This is a genomic window from Nostoc sp. PCC 7524 (assembly GCF_000316645.1).
Lineage (GTDB): Bacteria > Cyanobacteriota > Cyanobacteriia > Cyanobacteriales > Nostocaceae > Trichormus.
The window spans coordinates 3,978,403-4,001,749 of record NC_019684.1 but is presented as its reverse complement, the minus strand read 5'-3'; the positions used below and the strand labels follow the sequence as shown (position 1 = coordinate 4,001,749).

The following is a 23,347-nucleotide window of genomic DNA, read 5'->3' as shown; positions in this document are numbered from 1 at the left end:
GACTGCTATAGCTCATGGGTAATAGATAAATCGCTAATTACCCATGAGCATAGATTTGCTAATTATGATAAATCTCCAAGCAATTAATTAAATGGCGTAGTTGAGTTTGAAAAAAACTCGCCCATCAACAATTACAGATTAAGCTAAGGAATAAAATTCATGGAAGGCTTCGTTATTGAACTTGGTTCTTTACCAACGTTAGGGATAGATCCACTCAATTCTTCACCATCAATATCTATTGATCCATTAGTTAACAATAAAATTACATTTATTGGTAGTGATGGCTGGGATGAACTATACCTAAAGTTAAATCAAAACAATCAATTAGCTTACAGCATTGATGGCACTAATTTTTTCAATGATCTTAACCTAGCAACCACACAAACAGACGTTTTAGGTGCCTTTGCTGGCGTTAATATCGAAGTCAATCTTCAGGAAGGTAATGACAAACTATATCTTGATACTTCCTTAGTTGATGCCCTCAAACAACAGAATGGTACATTGAGTTTTGATAGTGGAGATGGGCAAGACACATTATTTGGCCCAGACGCAAATACTACATGGTATATCACAGGACTAAACATAGGAAATTTTGACGTTGTTAGTTTTAGGAATGTTGAAAACCTCACAGGTGGAACTAACAACGAAGATACATTTATCTTTAGTGCCAATGGTGGGATTAGTGGCACAGTTGCAGGTGGCGACGGTGGTTTCGATAGTGTAGTGCTAGATGGTGGTAGTTTTAATAGCGTAGTTTACACCTCTACCAATCGAGACTCCGGCACGATTAACCGTGACGGTGATATTATTACCTATATCGGCATGGAGCCGATTACAGATAATACTAATACCCCCGATCGCGTCTTTACAGCTACAGGTATTGCCGATCAGGTGCGGGTGTATAGATCAGCACCAGGAAAAATTACTATTGAAAGCAGTAATAGCACCTTTGAAAGTGTCACCTTTAATGATCCCGCAAGCTCATTGACAATTAATACAGAATTAAATGCTGTCGGCAGTGACGAATACGTATATATAGAAGCACTAGATAATTTCAACGCGGACTTAATCATTAATGGTGGTTTGGGGCCAGAAAAAGTTGTATTTAAAGGCAACCTCAATCTCAATGGCAACAAACTAGAGGTGACTGCCGACACCATTGAAGTTTCAGAAAATGTGATTATTTCTACCAGGCAAATTACCAGTGGTGGTGATCCGGAAACAGCAGTATCAATTGGCAACTCTGGAAACATTACCTTCAATGCTACAGGTGAACCCAGTTTCATTTTTGGCGGTGGGACTCGTGGGATTGAAGTCAAGAGTGGTGCAAAATTGTTGGCGCACTCCACTGGCACCTTTACCCCTGGTAACGTTAGTTTAACAGCAGACATCACCAATTTGGTGTTTAACTATCTCGTCGCTAATGATATTGGTGTGATGGTGCAGAACGCAGGTGTCACCGTAGAAGAAGCAACTATCAAAGGAAACAATATCACCCTCAGTGCTAAAGCCGGCGACGTGAACCTCATCAACCAGTTGAATCAAGAACTCAATGGCAACGGGGTATTTTTCTCTGGATTGATTCAGTCAATTGTAGGGCCATTAGACGACTTCCTCAGCCTGCCGCTTTCCGTCATGGTGAAGGTAGCGGATGCTAACGTCACCGTCAAAGGAGCCAGCAAAATCATCGCTAGCGGTGATGTAGATATCACAACCGAAGCTAATGCAGATGCTACCGGTGAAGCGATTTACTATGCTTCTACAGGTGTGGGAATTGCTTTCTCGTTTAACTTTGGACAGACAACAGCCAAAACTAGCATCGAAGGCTCTACACTCATTGACACCAGCACCATGAACGGTGGCAATGTCAACGTCACCGCCAAAACTAACAACGTTGCGGCTGGTACTGCCCGTGTAACACAGAACTTTGGCGTTGGCCCTACTAACCCCAAGAACGTGCAATTTGCTGGGGCTGTAGATGTGACACGCAGCTTCACCCACGCCATCACTACCAAAGATACAGAAATTATTGCCGGTAAGAGTGTCGCCATCATAGCTGAAGCACAATACAAAGACAAAAGCAACGTCGAAACGGCTTCTTACTACGATGGTAAAGCCGGAATCACAGTATCAGTAGGAGTCTCAGAAAGTGATGTCAAAGCCACAGTAGACGGAAAAATTACAGCTGAGACTGCCAGTGATCCCGCTAGCCAAGTTCCTGTCAAACTGACATTTAATCCTTTTACACGCCTGAACCTTGCCGATGATACGATTTCTTTTGTAGATGCAAACGGCCAGGCGATTACACATAATTTACAGACTGGAGATAGAGTAGTTTACTCCAGTGGTGTAGGTACTCCCATCCCTGGGCTAGAGGACAACACCTCTTACTCAGTGATTAGGGTTGATGAGCATAAAATTCGGATTGCCAGTAGCAAGACAGACGCGCAAAACAATCTCTACATTCGGTTTGGTGACTATCCCACACTAGAGACGGGCAGACTCAAGCGGCAGATTACTGATATCGATACTGCTAACGACAGCATTAACTTTGGTGTAGCTCACGGATTAACTAATGGGGAGTTAGTACGCTTCAACCCAGTCAGCGATAAGCCAATTTTAGGGTTAAATAATGCGATCGCTCAAACTTACTACATCATTAAAGTTTCTGACACCGAAATTAAGTTAGCGCGTAACTTCCAAGATGCCTCCGCCACCACACCCGTAGGCATCGATTTAGAACTTGATCCCCTGGTTGACTGGACTAGCTTAACTACAGACTTACCAACGCTGAGTAATACTAATCTCAACTTACCGATTACCAAAGTTGACGAAACTGAGAACTATATTGAATTTGATTTTGATGTTAAAGCCTACAACAATCAACAGTTTACCTTTACTGCTGTCCCTGGTAAACGTATTGGCGGCTTAGTTGATGGAGTCACCTATTTAGCAGTTGTCAATGATAGCAACCCCAACCGCCTATATCTGAAAACTCAAGGTGGGCAGGATGTAGATTTGAATTTGGACTTCCAATTTATCCGCGCCAATAGCCAATCAATCACGCCCAGTGGTGTAGAAGTGGCGGGTAATAACATCATCTTCGATAGCGCACATGGATTAACCAACGGTGAAGCATTAACCTATCAAGGGGCATTAGGATTAACTCTCATCGGCTTAGTCGAAAACCAAACCTATTACGCCTTGGTGAATCCCTATGACAATTTAGCCATTCGCTTAACGCCATCTTCAGCAGATGCCAACGCAGCCCAAATAGCCGGACAGACAGCATATAACGATGCCTATGAAAATATTAAACAGCAAGCCCTACATGGCACAATTGCCCCAGAATATCAAACTGTCTATGATGATGCTTACGAACAAGCCATTAACAATGGACAAGATGAAGCCGCAGCCAGATTAGCCGCCGCTACGGCTGTCGCTGATGCTACTGCCACCGTCTTAGGTGCAGATTGGTTCTGGGCGGGTTCTGGTACTGCTAGTTCTGGGGTAGAGCCACCTACAGGCGGTACAGCCGTTACCCTCGATGCTGCCAATGATACCTTGACATTCACCTTCGCCCACGGATTTGTACTAGGCGATGCTGTTGTGTATAACGGGGTGAGTAGCGGTAGTATCGATAACTTGCAGCTTGGGAGAATTTACTACATTCTGCCCGATGTCAACAACGCCAATAGACTGCAATTAGCCGCCACCAGAGAAGATGCTATCTTTGGCAGAGCCGTTGATATTGGTGGTGTTGCCAACACAGATTTATTCCTAGCGCGCACAACATTTGTCACAGGCAGCGTCACTCTTGAAGATGCCAGCGATAAACTCGTCTTTGATACTCCCCAGACTTTCCAAAGAGGCGATCGCGTCGTCTATCGGGGTGCAGTCGGTGGTACAATTAACGGACTTACCGAGGGGCAGGTATACTATGTAATTCCTGATACCCAAAACGCCGCTAAGATTCAACTAGCCAATAGCTACGCCAACGCCCAAACAGGTGCGGCGATCGCTTTGGATGGTATCACCACCCCCACAGCCATCTTCTTCACCAAGGAACCTCTAGCTGTCACCATCGATTCCCAAAATCACACCATCACCAAAGCTAGCAGCTGGCCTTACACCCAGAATGAGCGGGTGATTTATCGGGGTACAGGTGGAGATGCCGTTATTCCCGAATTGACAATTGGCGCAACCTACTATGTCATCACAGGTACAGATCCTAACCAAATTCAGTTAGCCGCAGCCGAGGATGGCCCTGCTATAGCTATTACCAGTGGCAGTAACGAGACTACCCTATGGTTAGAAACACCACGAGAAGATCAGCGTCCCTATAGAGACACACGTCAATCTCTGGTGATTGACTTTGACTTGAATGATCAAATTCTCATTGGAACAACACATAGTTTTGATCCAGGTGCTAAAGGCATCACCATTTCTGCCACATTAAATGCTGAGAACAGTGGCAAAACCAAGAGTGGTATTGGTAGCGAACCAAAAATCAAAGACTTCCTCACTAAAGGTGAGTTACTAGGGGCTGGTGGTGGCATTGTCAGAAATCTTGCCAACCTCAACCCATTTGTATTTTTTAGAAAAGATATTACTACCAAAAATTCCAATCCCAATAAAAACCCCGCTAGCGACAACATCAAGAACAACCTCCCCCAAGGTTCCACCACACCCCAGTTTGAAGTTGCTGGTTCGGCAGTCTTTCACTTCACCTTTAACGAGGTACTGGCAGAAGTCGGCCCCAATGCCATCCTTAACTCCTATGGTGACGTTGCTGTTAACGCCACACTGACACACAAAACCCAACAAAACGTTGAAGCTACCATCTCCCGTGCCGACGATGCCACCCCAGACACATCAATCAGCGTTGGTTTAGTCATTGGTGCTTATCAAAACAAAGCCCAGGCGTTAGTGCGAGGTAAAAATAACATCTCCAGCCAAGAAACTACAGGGCCAGGTGCAGTTATTAACGCCAAGAAGACACTCAGCGTTACTTCTAATATCAGCTATCCTTGGGTATTCCCCATCCGCGATCCTAATACAGCAGCAACAGATGCGAAAAATTTCTTTGGCTCAGATCCAGTGGGTAGGTTTGCCTCATTCCTAGATGGCAAACTGGGACTGACGGGTTTATTGTTCAACTCATGGGTGCGGACAACCAATAAAAGCTCCTCAACTAACGCCTCTACTGCTGATTTTGCCTTGGGTTTGTCCTTAGCTGGTTTAGGCTACACCAATATCACCGAAGCAATCATTGAATCTGGCGCGAAGATTAATCAAGATACCGCCTTCCGGGGTAGTGATCAGGCGGTAGCAGTCACAGCTGACACCAAATATGAGTTAGTTCACCACACGGGTAACTTTGATATTGACCTCAGCCCAGAAGGTATTCTTAAGAGTAGACGTAAAAGCAGTCTTAGCTATTTATATAACGCATCGGGAACCCAATCTGGCGGTACAGGGATTGGCGGCGCTGTCCACGTTTTAGTGGTTGATAACACCACCAAGGCGAAAATCGAAAATGACACTCAAATATACTTCACCAAAGCTTATGATCCAACAGCTAAGACGGGTGGGTTGCAAGTTACAGCCAATACTGCCATCCTCAACATAGCTTTAGGTCAATCAGGTAGTGCAGCTAAGACCTTTGGTTTTGCTGGCATGGTCAACGTGGATACGATATTTAGTGAAACTGTAGCCCAGATTGAAGGCGGGAGTCTCATCACGAGCGCGGCTGTAGCTGGGACAGATATTTATGTTGATGCCACTGATACCACAGTCATGGTTAACTTGGCTGGTTCTACCATGAAAGGAGAGCGTAAGGGTATGGGCTTTACGGGGACAGTGAACGTTCTCAACCGTGAAACCTATGCAGTGATTGGTGCCTTACCCGGAGAAACTCAGCGCATTTCTACCATTGATATAGGTGGGGAATTACAAGTCAAAGCATTTAACACTGGGGCATTAATTTCTGCCTCCTTTGCGGCGGCAATAGTTGCACCTGGTGCTGCTTCTCCACCAGGAACCTCAAGCAGCAATAGTAAGGCTAATAGCGCAGTCCAACAAGCCAATCAAGCTGCCCCATCAGGAGACGCTGCCAATCAGGGAACTTATGGCATAGGAGTTTCCGCCGATGCAGCTTTAAACGAAGTAGTGAAGGATTTCGCCTACGCCGTCATTAATGAAGAGGCGCAAACTAACGGGGGCAAGAACATCCGGGCGAAGAAAATCACCGTCACTGCCGATAATGACACAGGTTTAGGTGCGTTTGCAGGGGCAGTCGCAGCTGCTAAATCTCCGGCTGGGAATGATATAGCGATCGCAGGTTCGTTTACTCAAAATACACTAATTGGAGAGACGAAAGCATACATTAATGATGCTGTCATTGAGACAGAGAATCTGACAGTAGAAGCCACTCGGACTGGTGTGATTGCTTCCTTGACGGCTGGTGCAAGTGTGGCACCAGGAGTGCAAGCTAATAGCGTTGCTGGCTCAGTTTCCGTCAACGTCATCACCAATACCACCACAGCCTACTTAGGCGGACTCACCGCTATGCTGATGGGTGATGCAAAAATTAATGCCCGTGATGAAACCTTGATTGTGAGTGTAGCGGGGGCTGTAGGTTTCGGTGGTAAGAATGGTGTCGGGGCAGCTATCGCCGTCAACGTGATTGACAACACCACGAAAGCCTATGTTGAAGACTCAACTATTACTCAGCAAGGTGGCAAATTCGAGGTCACTTCTAGCATTGACAACCCTGGCCCTGGTAATGCCAAGATTGTGGCCATTACCGGCTCAGTAGGCGTATCATCCCAAGGTTCTGGTTTAGCTGGGATGATTGGGGTGAATGTGATTGCAGATGAAGCCGAAGCTTACATTAAAAATACGACATTCACTAACCCCACCGGCACAAGTCTATCTGTGACAGCCGAGGATAACTCTTGGATCTTTGGCATTGGTGGGGCTGTAGGTGCGGCTGGGCAGGGTGTAGGACTAGGGGCGGCTGTGGGTTATAACGGCATTCATAGCACCGTCCGTGCCTACCTCGACAACGCAGACATAGGGACTGCTACTCAAGCCTATGATGGTTCCGTGTTGGTGAAAGCTGATAACAGGGCTGTAATTGGTAGTGGTACAGTTGGCGCAGCAGGTTCTAAGGACACCACCATTGCTGGTAATGTCTCAGTGAATGTGATTACTAATACCACTGAGGCATATATCAAAGGTGGCTCCAATGTGTATGCCAAAGGAGCGATCGCAGTTAAAGCCCAGGATGATTCTACCGTTGGTAGTGTCTCCGGTTCACTAGCGATTGGTGGACAAGGTGTAGCAATAGGTGCAGCCCTCAGTTCCCAGGTAATTACTAACACCGTCAAAGCCAATATTGATAGTTCAACGGTACATTCCACCACATCCACCTTAGAAGTCACAGCCGATTCCTCATCATTACTGATTGCTGTAGCTTTAGCTGGTAGTGGTGGACAAGGTTTTGCTGGTGCTGGTTCTGTCACCATTAACTTGATTCAAAACACCATTGAGGCATCAATTACAGGCGACACCGACCTCAATAGTGATGGCACGAAAGATAAATCCCACGTCCAAGCCCAAGAATCAATTCGGGTAGCCGCCGCCGACTCCTCCACAATGATTGTCATCTCCGGGGCTGTAGGTGTGTCTACCAATTCCTCAGCCATTGGTGGCTCGGTATCTACTAATAACCTCCTCAACACCACAACCGCCAAGATTGACAACTCCATTGTCACCTCCGTCTTAGGGCAAATTGAGGTGAAATCAGGCTTTGAGATTCCCACCGATGCACCACCCACATCCATCAACCTGGGAACAACAACCGTAGCCGTCCCAGAAATTCCCTCTGAGGTGACATCGCAAGTAGTCTCCGTCAGCATTGGGGTAGGGGTAGCCAACTGGACGGCGATCGCTGGCTCAGTTCCCATTAACATCATTAAGAATACCTTTGAGGCCAAGATTAAAGACTCCCAGGTAACGGCAGCCGGAGATATCATTGTTCATGCCGTTGACAACGCCACCGTCGGTTCTGGGGCTGGGGGTTTGAGTCTGGGACAAGATGCAGCTGGGGCGGCGTTGGGTAGTAGTGACATCATCAATGAAATTACAGCCGCTATAGAGAACTCTACAGTTACTACCACTGGGGGCAATGTCGATGTCCTCGCTTTATCAAAAGCCGATATCACTACTGTTTCCCTTGGTGGTGCAGCCGCCGGTGGCTTCTCCTTGGGTGGTTCAGTAAGTGTCAACGTCGTGAAAAATACGATTGATGCCCATATTTCCGGCTCAACAGTCGAGGCATCAAAAACCGTGAGCGTTGTGGCGAAAGATGAAACGCAAATTAACTCCGGTGCTGGTGGTATCGCCTTCTCAGCCGGGACAACCGTTGGGGCAGCGATCGCAAATAACGATATTATCAACACCACCAAGGCATACATAGATAATTCCAGTGTCACCAGTTCTACAGGCGATGTGAGAGTACAGGCGCTATCTACTAGCGACATTTACGCTGCTGCCTTGGGTGGTAGTCCTGCCCTCGGTACAGCCATCAGTGGTTCTATAGTGGTTGAGGTCATTAAAAATACCACTGAAGCCTATATCACAGGTGATGCAGGCGATCGCATTGTGGCCGATGGCAACGTGATTGTCGAAGCCTATGACGATGTGAAGATTGGTACAGGTACGGGTGCTTTTGGTGGCGGTGGTACATCCTCCTTTGGCGTTTCTAATTCCACCATCGTCACCGACAACCAGACCACAGCGAAAATTGGCGACAACATCACGGTAATTGGTCGAGGTAATCGGGCAACCTTTGAGATTTTCACAGGCAAAAAAGATAGTAATCTGGCACTAGCTGGACAAGCACAAAAAGAAGCTGTGCGGGGTGTGTCAGTCACAGCTACCTCGGCAGAAGATATCTTGAGTTTGGCTGTAGCTGGACAAGGTAGTAAGGGTGCAGGTGTGGCAGGTTCTGCTCCTGTGACTGTGTTGAAAGAAGTCACCACCGCTAGTATTGGTCATGGAGCCAAAATTAATATTGAAACTGGTGTCACAGCCAACCCTGGTCAAAGTGTCAACGTCAAAGCAGTAGACTACACCAGACTGATTGACACTGCCGGTGGTGTAGGTGGTGGTGGTACTACAGGTATTGGTGCTGGCATTGGTGTAGGCAATATCACCAAAGATACCCAAGCTTACATCGGCAATGCTGAGGTGCAAGCTGCCGGCGATGTGAAAGTCCAGGCACTCTCGGAAGAAACGATTATCTCCGTCTCTATCGCTGGTGGTGGCGGGGCGACAGCTGGTATAGCCGGGGCTGCTGGTATTCATGTGATTAATAACACCACCAGAGCCTTTATCGGTGATGATCCTAAAGACGAAGTAACACCATCAGGAAAAGCCACCATTAACGCTGATGGTAGTGTGTTGGTAGCAGCAGAAGACCATACAGACATCACCACCATTGCAGGCAGTATTACTGGTGGTGGCACAGCCGCCATTGGTGCTGCCGTGAGTGTACCTGTGATTACCAAAACCACAGAATCCTTTATTGGTTCTCAGGCAGAGGTAACAGCCAAAGGCTTTGGTAGCGGCATCACCGTCAATACAGGTAACTTCGATACAAACAGCAATTTGGGAATTCTCAATGCTGATGATCCATCATTACCTGCGATCGCCTCTGTAACTTTCAATCCTGCCACGGCTGTGAACAACAGCAACAACACAATTGCTCTCAATACTGACTTGCAAACAGGACAAGCAGTCATCTATGACAACGGTGGTGGAGACAGTATTGGTTCATTAGTCAAGGGTGGTACATATTACGTCATTAAAGACGCGACAAATCGCATAAAACTAGCTAGCAGCCAAGCCAATGCGGCGGCGGGAATTGCCCTTGATATAGATCCCACCACCGCCACCGGCACAGCCCACACCCTCACGGCTATCCCCTCTCGCACCGCCACAGCCCAAAAACAGGAAGGCTATCGGGGTGTAGCGGTGACAGCCATTAACAGCGATAAGCTGCTGGGAGTCACCGTTAGCGGTGGTGGTGCGGGTTCAGTAGCAGTAAATATCGGTGGTTCCGTCAATGTCCTGACCAATCACACCTCAGCATACATTGGTGATGGCGCAAAAGTCACAGCGAGCAACGTCTTTAATGTTCCTAACCAAGAACCCTCAATCTTAGTGGCGGCTGGTAACGACTTCCATCACCTGGGGATAGTAGTAGCAGTAGGAGGTGCGGGGGCTGTAGCGGTAGTACCTGGTGCCGATGTATTAGTAGTGAATAACAATACACTGGCTTATGTGGGTGATAATGCTGAACTCACCGCCGACCGGGATATCTATGTCAAAGCGATCGCCTCAGAAGATATTCTGAATGTAGTGGCAGGTGCGGCTGGTGCTGGTAAGGTGGCTGTGGGTGGTGCGGTGTCTGTCATCTCCCTGAATAACACCACCTATGCTTACATCGGTGATAATAATGCTCAAGATCAGCAGGGTGCTAAAGCCACTGCTGGAGGCAATATCTTAGTGGCGGCAGATGATACCACCACCATGACCACAGGTACAGGTGGACTGGGTGTGGGTATTGGAGCCGCAGGTATTGGTGGTTCTGTTGGTGTCTCAGTCATCAAAAAAGATACTCAAGCTTTTGTCGGTCATTTCTCCGAAATTAACGCTCAGGGTAATAATGCTGCTCTCAGTAACGGTGTGTACGATGGAGATATCAGTAACGGTGGATTTACCACTCAGACAGGCTTCAAAGGTTTGGATGTCCAGGCATCTTCCCAAGAGAAAATCGTCAGCATTATCGTAGCGGCTGGGGCTGGTAAGTTCCTCGGCTTGGCGGGTGCTGTCACCGTGGAAGATATCGCTTCTAACACTGTGGCTTATATTGGTGCGAGTGCCACTGTGAACACTGCCCAATCAGTGAACGTCTCGGCAGTTAACAAGGCGACTTTCGAGGCTAAAGCATTAGGCTTTGCGGGTGGTGCAGGTGGCATCAGTGGTAGCGTTGATGTAGGTAACGTCAACAATAATACTAATGCCTTTATCGGTACAGGTGCGGTAGTCACCGCCGCTCAAAGTGTTGATGTGAATGCCCTGTCTTACAAGAATATTAACAGCCTCACTATTAGCGGTGCTGTGGGTCTGGGAGCTTTAACAGGTGCAATTTCAGTGTGGTCGTTCGGCACGGCTTTAGATTCCCAAGGTGGATTGAGTAGTGATGCCCTGCAAAAACTCACCGAAACCCTGACGGAAGCTGCTAATGTTTCTAGTGCCTTCGGCAGTACAATTCAACGCAATTTTGATGTCAGTCAGGCAGTAGACTACACCACAGACACCATTACCTTCCAGTCTGCCCCAGGTTTTGCTACTGGTGATGCCGTTGTCTATCGCAAAGATGCCAACTCTGCTGGCAGTATCGGCAACCTAGTAGATGGTGGTGTCTACTACGTGATTCTCAAAGAAAACAATCAAATTCAGCTAGCGGCAACTGAAGCCGATGCCCAGCAAGGGATAGCTATTAACCTCACCTCGGCGGCTAATGTCACCGGGACTCACCAACTCACCCTCAACCTGAAAGCGACGAGTGTGGCTTTATCTGGTAGTGGTAGTCCTACAGGTATAAGGTTAGGCACAGTGGCCTGGATTGACGGTGTTGTGACTGCTGGTGATGATGTCAATGTCCGCGCCCATGAAGAACTCCACCTAAATAATACGGCTGGTAGTGGGGCAGCTGGATTAGTGGGGCTGGGTGGTTCTGTGGTAGTTGCCAACATCAAGAGTGTTACTGATGCGGCTCTTGGTGGTAATGCTAGGGTGACAGCCGGGACACAAACAGGTGATAACGTCCTGGTATCAGCCAAATTCACCGAATCCCTGAAAGGATTCGCTGTGGGAGGTCGAATTGGTGCGGTGTCCTTGGGGGCGCAGGTAGTAATTTTAACTGACAACAGTGAACAAAAAGCCTATGTTGATGCCGGGGCAGAAATCCTCCAAGCTGATGAAGTTAAGATTACAGCCACCAGTGACCGGAAGGTATCGGCAGAGAACTTTGGATTAGATATTGGGGGATTAGCGGCTGGAGCGGCGATCGCTAGAGTTAATATTGGTGGTGAAACCAGTGCTTACATAGGTGATGGCACGTCCGGCTTCAACGTCCAAATGGGACAAGCCGATGGGCCGAAGATTGGCAGCTTAATAGTCACAGCCGATTCCAAGATTAGACCCCTGGACAATCAATGGATGGCGAAAACTAAAGCCGTAGCGGCGGGTATTGGTTCTGGTACGGGTAACGATGCCAAAGCCACCCTCAACGTCAAAGTTAATGCTCTCATTGGCAATGCTGCTGGCATCTATGCTACGGGTGATGTCAAAGTTAATGCGATTTCTACTACCAAGGCTACTGTCAATACGGATGGCTTTACGGTGGCTGGTATCGCAGTTGGTTTCTCCCTATCAGAAGTCAGCATCACCCCTGTGATTACAGCCTCAGTCGGCGAAGATGTAGTAATTATTGCCGGGGGTAACTTCCAGTTAATTGCAGATTCCACCAACGAAGCTGACGCTGACTCGAAAAATACTGGTGGTGGTGGAGTCCCCATCTACAGGTCGAATTCAACCATTAGTATCAATGATCAGACTACGGCATCCGTGGACGACAGAAGCGCGATCGCCGCAGGTGATAATCTGGAAGTCACAGCGAAAATGAGTACCACTGCTAATTCTCCTGAAGCCAAAGCTGAAGCTGGAGGATTAGGAGCTGATACGCGCACCGAAATCACCACTACACTGATTGACGAAACTAAAACTAATATTGGCAATGCCGTTGAGTTGACTGCTAACGTCGTCACTCTGCAAGCTGTTGTCACCAAAATTGATCTCACTCCCACAGCTACGGCTATTTCCTACGTCATCGGCGCTACTTCTAATGCGACTGCTACCCTAACTACAACTTCCACAGCCCAAGTCGATATCGCCGCCCAAGCCAAGATTAAAGGCACAAACCAAGTCAAAATTAGTGCTAGACACGATGAACTCAAGACCAATTCTAAAACCAGTGCGACAACGGAAGGTTTAGGCGCAGACACCAATTCCACCGCAACTACTACCCAAACCACAACCACAAACGTGAATACTGGTACTGGCTCGGAAATCGCTACCAGAAGTTTGTTAGTAGAAGCCAACACCCCATTGACAATCAGCTTTGCTGCAACCCCAGAGCAGAACGGCGCTGTCATCGAAACAGGGGAAGCTACAGGAAACCGCACCTTATCCCTCAACCGGACAATCGACTTCAACTCCAAGATAGTCATGTTGGGTGCGCCTAGCCCTACCCTAGAGATTGATGCTAACGGTAATGTAGTGCGCCAAGTCAACGTCAACGTCCAGCAAACACCTACCGAGATTATTGTTGATGATATTACCAACACCAATACTCTAGCGGGAACTATCATCTTCTCGATGCAGGAATCGGTCTATGACACCACAACTACACCAGTAACGATCGCAGACGAGGCTGTGATTAGAGGCAACGCCACAGTAGAGTTTATCACTGGATTCGAGCGTGTAGACATCATCAATCGTTCCACCAAGCATCTGAAAATCAATGATATTGATGTCCTCAACACATCAGGGCAGTTAAACAGCAATATTACCGTCAACGTCAGGAATCAAGCTGGCTTTAACTACACCACCACAACCAACCCTGGCAATACAGCAATTAGCATCACCAACACCAGCAACGCAGATATCCGCCTCAATGGATTTATTGACAACCCCTTCGGCAGCACACAAATCCTCAACAACGGCGGTAATATCATCACCTCCGACCCCACAGCCAAAATAGAAACAACCGCTTTAACTTTGCAGACTGACAACGGCAGCATCGGTACAGCTAGTAACCGTATCCAAACTCAGTCTAGTGCATTGAGTGCGATCGCTCGCAACAACATCTTCATCAACGAATTTGCCGACGACTTAACCATCAACCAAGTCACCTCCAGCAATGGTAACGTAGACCTGCAAGCCCAAGGCTCAATCTTAGATGGTAACGATACAGCCACCGCAGACATCACCGCCCAACAAATTAAACTCAATGCCCTCAACGGTAGTATTGGTAGTAATGCCAATCCCCTAGAAGTGAATGCGACTGCTACCACGGCTGGACTCACAGCTTTGGCACAGCAAAACATCGTGATTAGCGACATTGAGGGTGGCTTAAGTATTAATGATGTCACCTCCATTGCAGGCAATGTCCAACTGACACTACCAGACCTAGCCAGCCAAGGACAAGATTTAGTCTTGGGTAATGGTAGTAAGATTTTGGCAAATCAGGGAACAGTCAACCTGCTAGTAGGTGACAATGTAGTATTAGCAGCCGGTAGTACAGTCACAGCCGGGTCAACAGTCACTATTACTGGTGATTGGACTAACGCCGATCTAGAGGGTACAGTCATAGAATTAGCTGGGGCGATCGCAGCTAGTTCTGTACTAATTACAGGGGAAGTAGACGGTGATGTGATTACCCTCCGCAACGTTAACCCCGGAGTTACCACCACCATTGAAACAGGCGGTGGCGACGACATAATTTACATCGGTAGCCAAGCCACACCACAAGCCAACACCGATGGCATCCTAGACAATATTCGGGGACAGGTAATTATTCGCGGTGGTACAGGTACTGACCGCATAGAACTAGATGACTCTGCCGACAGCAAAATCAACACAGGCACCATCACCAACAACCGTGTTACAGGTTTCGGTATGAATTTAGGCATTCAATATGCAGATATTGAAGCTATGCAGATATCCTTGGGTAAAAATGCCAATACAGTCAATATTCACAGTACCCAAGACAACACGGCAACCTTGGTGAATATAGGCGCAGGTACAAACACTATCAATGTCGGCAATACCAACAACCAAGTTAACGAGATTGATGGACTGCTAGAGATTCGCGGTGGGACTGGTACTGATACCCTTAACATCAACGATACAGGCGACACCACTACCAACGCAGGTATCCTAGACAGCAAACGCATCACAGGTTTGGGCATGGGTGCAACAGACCAAACAGCCAGCAATTTAGAACGAGGTATTGTCTACAGTGGCTTGGAGCGCATACAGATCAATCTAGGCAACGGCAATGATCAATTCACCGTCAATGGCATTGATACTGAGACAACCATCAACACTGGTGCAGGGGATGACAGCATCACGGTAGGAAATGAACTACCACGAATTGCCGCACGCCTACTGGTGCAAGGAGGATTAGGAGTAGATACTCTATTAGTCAACTCCAACATTGCCAGCGATTTAACCCTCAACCGTGGTGTGATCACCGGCTCAGATGTACCCGGACGCATCGAATTTGAGCAAATCACAGCCCTGACTATTACCCAAAGTGATAGTAATGACCAATTCACCCTCCTGGATACCACAACACCACTCACTTTAAATACAGGTGGAGGCAGTGACCAAGTAACAGTCGTCAATACTACTGCGGCGGTAAATCTCAACCTTGGTGATGGCGATGATCAAGTAACCGTTCTCAATGCCAATGCTGCACTGGCGATTAATGGTGAAGGAAGCGATGTTGACAGGCTGATTATAGATCGCTCCAGCCAAACTGCGGCGACGATTGGCGGACTGCTCAGGGATGATACACAAGCTGACACAGGTGTCATTGAGAACTTAACACCTGGTGATATCAGCTTCCGTGCCATTGAGCAAGTAGAAATGAAACTCGGCACAGGTAACGATGACCTCACCATTGACACCACCCTAGCCAACACGGTGGTCACAGTCAAAGGTGGCGACGGCGATGATGCCATTACTGTCCGCAGCATCGGTAGTCCTGAAACCAACATCTCCGGTGAACTTGGTGTCGATACAGTCACCGTGATTATCGATGGTGTACCCACAGATAACCAGTTTACGAATCTCAAGTTAGATGTTGAGACTCTGGTGGTAGACAATAGCGGTAATAGCAGCCAGCCTTTAGACTGGACACTCAAGAATGGGGAAATTCTGGAAGCTCAACTTGCTCCTGGTACATTACCCATTTCCGTGATTAATACCGAGGGTGCGGAACTGACGCGGATTATCGGTGGTACTCAGGCTGATACCTTGAATGTTGTGAGTGAGACGACTAACAATATTGAAGGATTAATTGATGGCGATCGCGTCGAACTGCGCTCTGGTTTGACTGTACTGGAGCCTGTGGACTTTGACAGTTTCCGCAACTATGACACTGTGATTGATTTCGACAAGTTGCAAGGTAATGCTTCTAGCTACACAGAAGATGGCTTCCAAATTGCGAGTACCCGCACATTTTCATTTCCTCTTCCTCTTGGCCCGATTACAGTTCCCTTGCCAATTCTGCGTGATGATACCATTAGTCCAGCAGCCAAGGTTCAATCCATTAACGATCAAGTCATTGAAGATAGATTCACTTTCACATCAGCCACAGGTGGAAGCTTCGCACTTTATTCTTTATCCCTGGCTGCACCCACAACCCAGTCTGTAACCTTCACTGGCACCACCATGAATGGTGCAACAGTCACACACGTAGTTTCAGTAGCAGGTAATACTGGTTTTCAAACCTTCAATTTACCCACCAGTTTCGGGGCTTTGAGGTCTGTGTCTTGGCAACCGGGTACAACCTTAGTAGACAACATCGTTGCTAGAGAACAGTTCGCCAACATTGCGCCGACAACTATCACCACATCCACACCCACCTTAAATCTAACTGGCGATATTCTGTTCGACACAGATAATCTAGCGATCTACATTGACTCAGACGAGAATGGTAACTATGAGCAAGTTATCCGTAACAATGACTCCATTAATGGAGCCAAATTGCTGACATCTGTAGTTAATGGCAACATTGCCCAATTCCGCTTCGGAGGTAACATCAACTTTGCTGACAATACCTCCGTTCCGGGTAATAGCATCGTCTCAGGGTTTGGTAGTCGTGGACTCTCCTTACTGGCTGGTAATGATGTCAATGTTGGTGCTGGTGTCACCTTCAACTTCTCCGCTAACGGTACAACACCCGGAATAGGTGGTGGTGCTGGCGGTGGTGCTGGTGGTGGTGGTAATGGTAGTAACGGTGGTGGCGGTGGTGCCGGTGGTGCCGGTGGTGCCGGTGGTGCTGGCGGTACGGGGAGAGACTTTTCAGTATTCGAGAGTTCAACACTAGAAAACGGCAAAAATGGTATATCTGGTGACAGTGGTGTGCTTGGTTCTGGAAGTATCACGGCTGATAGGGGTCAAGATGGTGGTGATGGCATCAGTGGCATCAATTCACCTAACAGTGGTGGTGATGGTGGCACTGGCGGTAATGGTGGCACTGGTGTATCCGGACGCTTTGGTGGTTTCGGAGGCACTCGTGGTACAGGTGGTTCACTAGGTGACTTTGCCAGTGGAGGACGTGGTAATGATGGCAGTGGTGGCGGTAGCGACGGCGAAAACGGTGTGAATTTAGATGGCTTCAACGGGAACCCTGGTCAACCCGGAGGTAGTGGGTCTTTAGGTCAGAATAGCGGTAGTGGCCTGACCATCTCCGGTGGTGGTGGTGGTGGTGCTGGTGCTGGCGGTGGCGGTGGCTCCGGCGGCAGTGGTGGCGCTGGCGGCGGCGGTGGTGGTGGCGGCGGCGGCGGCGGCTCAGGCTCTTTCGCCGTTCCCTTTGCGGTTGTCGTTTTACAAGGCGGCAATGGTGGCAATGGTGGACGCGGTGGAGATGGTGGTCAAGGTGGAAAAGGTGCCAATGGTACTCCTGGTGGTAATGGTGGTGCTGGCGGTGGAGCCTTTGAAATCATTGCCCAAGGTCGAGTAAATACTCCATCCTCCACATTCTCTGCTCAAGGTGGTAATGGTCAGAATCCTGGTGCTGCTGACACTAGCAGCCGTGCGCCTGGAACTAAAAATGCTAACCGGAATAATGGGCGGACAAATGGTGGCAATGGCGAAGATGGAGGTTTAATCGACGGTGGTAATGGCGGCAATGGTGGTAATGGTGGCAATGGTGGAGACGGAGGTACTGGCGGCTTGGGTGGTGCTGGCGGTACTGGTGCCGGTGGTGCTGGCGGTACAGTCAAGCTCTACGGCACAACGGTAAATGCAGGTAGTGCCACAGTCAATACTTCCGGGGGTAGCGGTTTTCAAACTGGAGGTAATGGACGGCTAATTATTGGTAGTAACACCCACACAGGTAGCATTCCAGGAACCAGAACAGGAGCAAACACATCCTTCTTTAATGGTCAGCGTGCAGACAACCCCTATCTAAATTCCTTTACTAGCACCCAAAGAAGTACGCCATTCATCGCTGGTGTAGCAGGAGGAGCAAACACCTACGGCATACTCTCAGGATTAGATGGTAGATCATTAGACTATGACCTCAGTACCTCCAGCATCATTGACAAACCACCCGCAGATGCCCTGATAGCAGTTTACAGGCTAGACTTAGGACCAACGGGCTTCAACCAAGACTACGGCACCTATGGTGTTAACGGCACCAAAACAGCCGACTTCGATATGCTGTTGTTCATCAACCTGACAGACACAGTATTAACAAACCCAACACTAGGAATCTTACCCACAAACCTCACTTCAACCATTTCCCAAAACTTGCTCACTGCCGGCATCAACACCAACCCGATATTCGGCGGCACAGGAGGAGCGCAAACATTAACCGCACTCAACCCCGGAGCAGTATGGGCAACACTCATACCCAATGATGCCGTCAAAGTCAACGCTACGATTACTGGGCCAATCACATCCATCAACAACACCACCCTAATTGATGGACAAGTAGCCTACATCCGAGCCGCCCGTCCAGACTTGAGCGTGACACCCAATATCACCGGACTGCAATCAATTGCACTCAGCCCAGACAGCAAACAAATCTACGGAGTCAACCCCACACAAAACGCCTTAGTAGTTGTGAATGCCAATGACCTGTCTCAGCGCCAGTTATTCAAAGACGGCTTAGAAGGTGTCGATGGGCTAGCAGGAGCAACTGACGTTGTGATGAGTAGTGACGGCAATTATGCCTACGTTACCAGCCCAGGCGATAGAAGAATCGCCATATTCCAGCGAAATGCGGCTGACGGTAACTTAACATTTGTGAATACAGTGGGAGTGTTTACATTCCCATTCGGTTCAGGACAAGGAGTATTTGAGACCATAGCACTCAGTCCAGATGGTAATTCCCTTTATACATCTGGTACCAATGGCATAGTCAGATACTCCCGTAACAGCGCGACTGGTGGATTGTCACAGAGTACGTTAGTCACAAATCCTGATGGTATCGGTAACTTTAGCAACCTAAAAGTTAGTGGTGATGGTTCACTAATCTATGCAGTCAGTCGTAGCAGCGACAGTTTAGTAGTTCTCAACGCTAGTAACCTGAGCCTGATCCAGAGAATATCAGGAACAGCCAACGGACTAGACGGAGCTAAAGGTCTAGCAACCAGCCCAGACGATCGCTTTGTTTACGTTACAGGTCAAGACGGTAATACACTCTCTGTCTTCCAACGCGACACCACCACTCAAACCCTCACCCGTGTCCAAACACTCCAGAACGGGGTCAATGGTATCCGTGGTCTGCTCGGTGCTAGTGATGTGACGGTAACACCAGATGGCAGGTACGTCATGGTAAGCGGTACAGACAGCAATGCGATCGCTGTGTTTGAGCATGACACCAGCAACGGCAAGTTGCAATTCGTGCAATTGCTACGGAATAATGTCGGCGGTGCTGTCGGATTGCGGACACCCACAGCCATAGCCACCAACGCCACTGGCAACAAGACATTCATCAGTAGCCTAGGAACTACGGGCATTAATGGGGGATTGGCAGTCTTCAACACTAATACACTCCTCCCCGAACCAGTCACCCTACTCACCACATTCGACAACATCGAAGCCTTAGCAGTCAGCACAGCCAGTGGTGAAGACATTATCACCCTGCGCCAAGCTCCCTCCCCAGAAGTAGTCACAACCACCATCAACACTGGAGATGGAGATGATATTGTCACCTTACAAGCTTTAAGTTCTGCGACGGTAGTGAACCTAGGTGCAGGCAATGACACAGCTCAACTCCGTGCCAACACTCCTCGTACTAACCTGATTGTCCGGGGTGAGACTGGGGACGATATCATCAACATCGAACGAGTCGGAGAATTTAGCCGGACTGAAGTCTTTGGTGGTGATAACCGTGACACTGTACGCGTCTCTGGAGCCAATCTCCCCACCTCTGCTACTACCATTGCTCACGGAGACAACCCCAATGGCGTACCCCAAAACCAAGGCGACATCCTCATCTTCGATCCCCAAAATCCCAACCCCAATACCCCCAACTACACACCAGCCCCACCCACTCCAGGTGCAGGTAATATCAACGTCACCAATAGGGGTGTACTCCAGTACGATACCTTTGAGGGAAATGTCATTGTTATTGCCGCACCTATCATTAACTTCCTGAATCAGCCTTACCAAATCGCTGAAGGTCAGTCAGTCACTTTGCGGGTCAATGTTACACCCCTAGGATTGGGTAACTCACTGTCCGAGCCAGTCGCTTGGGATATTAATGGGGACGGCAGTTTTGGTGAAGCTGATGGGGCAACTTTGATACTTAGTTGGGCGCAACTGGTGGATCTAGGATTAGCGGACAACGGTACATACCAAATCGGTGTCCGAGCCACTAACAGCGATGGTTTCTCTAGTAATGCCTTGACTAACCTCACCATCATCAACACACCACCCACCATCCAAGTCAGTGGTGCCAATGAAGTAGCAGTAGGCACACCCTATACAATTAACTTCTCTGCTACCGACCCTGGTAATGACCGCGTGTTTGAATGGCGCATTGATTGGGGCGATGGCACACCTATCGAAATCTTTGGTAGTAACACCACTTCAGCTACTCATATCTACACAAATCCAGGCAAAGCCCAAATCCTAGTCGGTGCAGTTGATGAAGATTCCGCACCCAATGCCACCTTTGCCGCGCCGAAGACAGTCAGCGTTATAGTTTCAGCCAATCAAGTTAATGCTGGTGGCCCCTATACCATTGCGGAAGGTGAAGCCCTCACACTCAATGCCATAGCCGTCGGCACACCCACAGCCTATAGTTGGGATATTAACGGAGATGGTATTTTCGGGGATGCCACAGATGAAAATCCCACCCTGTCATGGACACAGTTACAACAACTAGCTGCCAATCCCATCCAGAATAACGGTACTTACAATGTCCGTGTGCGAGTCAACTACGGCACCGACCAACAAGCCACATCGAACGCCGTCAATCTCCGGGTGATGAACACAGCCCCCACAGCCAACTTAGTTAATAGTGGTGCAGTCAATGAAGGTAGTACCACCACCGTCTCCTTCATCGACCAATTTGATCCATCCCTCAGTGATACAACGGTTGGTTTCCTCTACAGCTACGACTTTAACAATGATGGTCAGTTTGAAATTATCAACAGCAGTTCTAGTTCTGTGGTAGTTCCTGCCCAATTCCTCAGTGATAGTGGCATTAAGACTATCCGGGGTGTAATTCAGGATCAGGATGGCGGTGCCACGGAATTGTTCACTGAGGTGACACTGTTGGAAGTTTCCCCGACATTAATAATCAGTGGTGCAGATAGCGCCGTAGAGGGAGCGCCATACATCCTCAATTTAAGTGCCACTGATCCTGGTAATGACACAGTTAGTCAATGGATTGTAGATTGGAATGATGGCACAGTCGAAACTTTTGCTGGGGCTACCCAATCTCTGACTCACCGATTTACAGACAATGGTACACGGGTGATTGTGGTGACAGCCATTGATGAAGATGGCACTTACACGGCAACCAAGACTGTGACGGTGAGCAATACCGCACCACAACTGCAAAACTTGTCAGCGACAACCGCCTTAGAAGGTGGTACTAGCCGCTTGACGGGCAGGATTGTTGACCCTGGTATTCAAGATAGTTTCGTTCTGGTAGTGGATTGGGGTGATGGCTCATCAGAGACATTTAATTTGGCTGCTGGTACCAGTGATTTTGATCTGTCCCATCAGTATGGAGATAATCAAGATTACGTCATTACTGCCACAGTAACTGACAAAGATAATGCTAGTAATACTGCTACGACTATAGCCAGAATCAATAATGCTGCCCCCAGCATTGCTGCTCTGGTATTAGCAAACACAACTGTAACAGAAAATGGATTAGTCGTAGTTACCGGCAGAATCACAGATGCAGGAATTGGAGATACCCATACTGTAGTGATTGATTGGGGTGATGGTTTCACTTCTGCGGCCACAGTTGATGCCAGCACCCGGACATTCACAGCTTCCCGTCGCTACGCAGATGATAACCCCACTGGTACAGCTATCGATAACTACACCATTACTGCTACGGTCACTGACGATGATGGTGACAGTGGCACTGCTAGCACGATTGTGACTGTGACTAATGTTGCTCCAGTGATTACGGCATTCCAACGCACTGAAACAAAACTCAATCGCAGCAACTTGGTGTCTATTACTGGTGAATTCAATGATGTAGGACTACTCGATACCCACACTGTGACTATCGATTGGGGTAACGGTACTACCTCCAATGCAGTAGTTGATGCGACCACAGGCGCATTCACAGCTACCTATGAATACACAGTCATCAGTGGTGATGGTAGCCGCTCTGCTTTAAATGGTACTAGCGGTAATGACCGAATTTTTGGTGGTGTTGGTGCTAAAACCCTTACTGGTGGTGCGGGTAATGATGAGTTTATTTATACCGACATCAGAGAATCGAGTCATCGTATTACTGACTTTGAAGTTGGTAAAGACAAAATCAATCTGAGTCAACTACTTGATAGTTTGGTGATTGGCGGTTATCAGGGTACAAATGCTATTGCTGATGGTTATGTGCGCCTGGTTCAAGGCCCCACCGCTAATAGCACCACTATCCAAATTGACCGTGATGGTAGTCAGGGAACAGCTATTTTCCGTTCATTCTTAATCATCGATAATGTTGCTCTGGAGGCTATGAATAATCCCAACAATTTCATCTATAACGATGTGGATAACTACATTGTTACCGTGACTGTGACTGATGATGATGGTGGTGAAGATACTACCAGCACTACTGTTAGTAAACGTATCTAATAGGTTTAGTTACATTACCAAAATGTAATTGATTGTGTTTTCAGGGTGAATGGGCTAATAGTTTAGCCCTCCCCTGAATGACTAATGAAAACAAGGCTCTGTGTTGGTATTCTCAATACCGAACTCATTATTCGCGTAA

1 protein-coding gene is annotated in these 23,347 nt (G+C 48.1%); it reads left to right on the top strand.

What is annotated here, in order from left to right; all coding sequences use genetic code 11:
- The first annotated feature begins 159 nt into the window (after positions 1–159).
- A complete protein-coding gene (locus tag NOS7524_RS15890; RefSeq protein WP_015139502.1) occupies positions 160–23,208 on the top strand; it encodes a PKD domain-containing protein in 23,049 nt (7,682 codons plus the stop codon).
- Positions 23,209–23,347: the final 139 nt, after the last annotated feature.

Excerpts from the sequence above, each read along its gene's own strand:
- NOS7524_RS15890 (WP_015139502.1), top strand. The coding sequence starts at position 160 with ATGGAAGGCTTCGTTATTGAACTTGGTTCTTTACCAACGTTAGGGATA.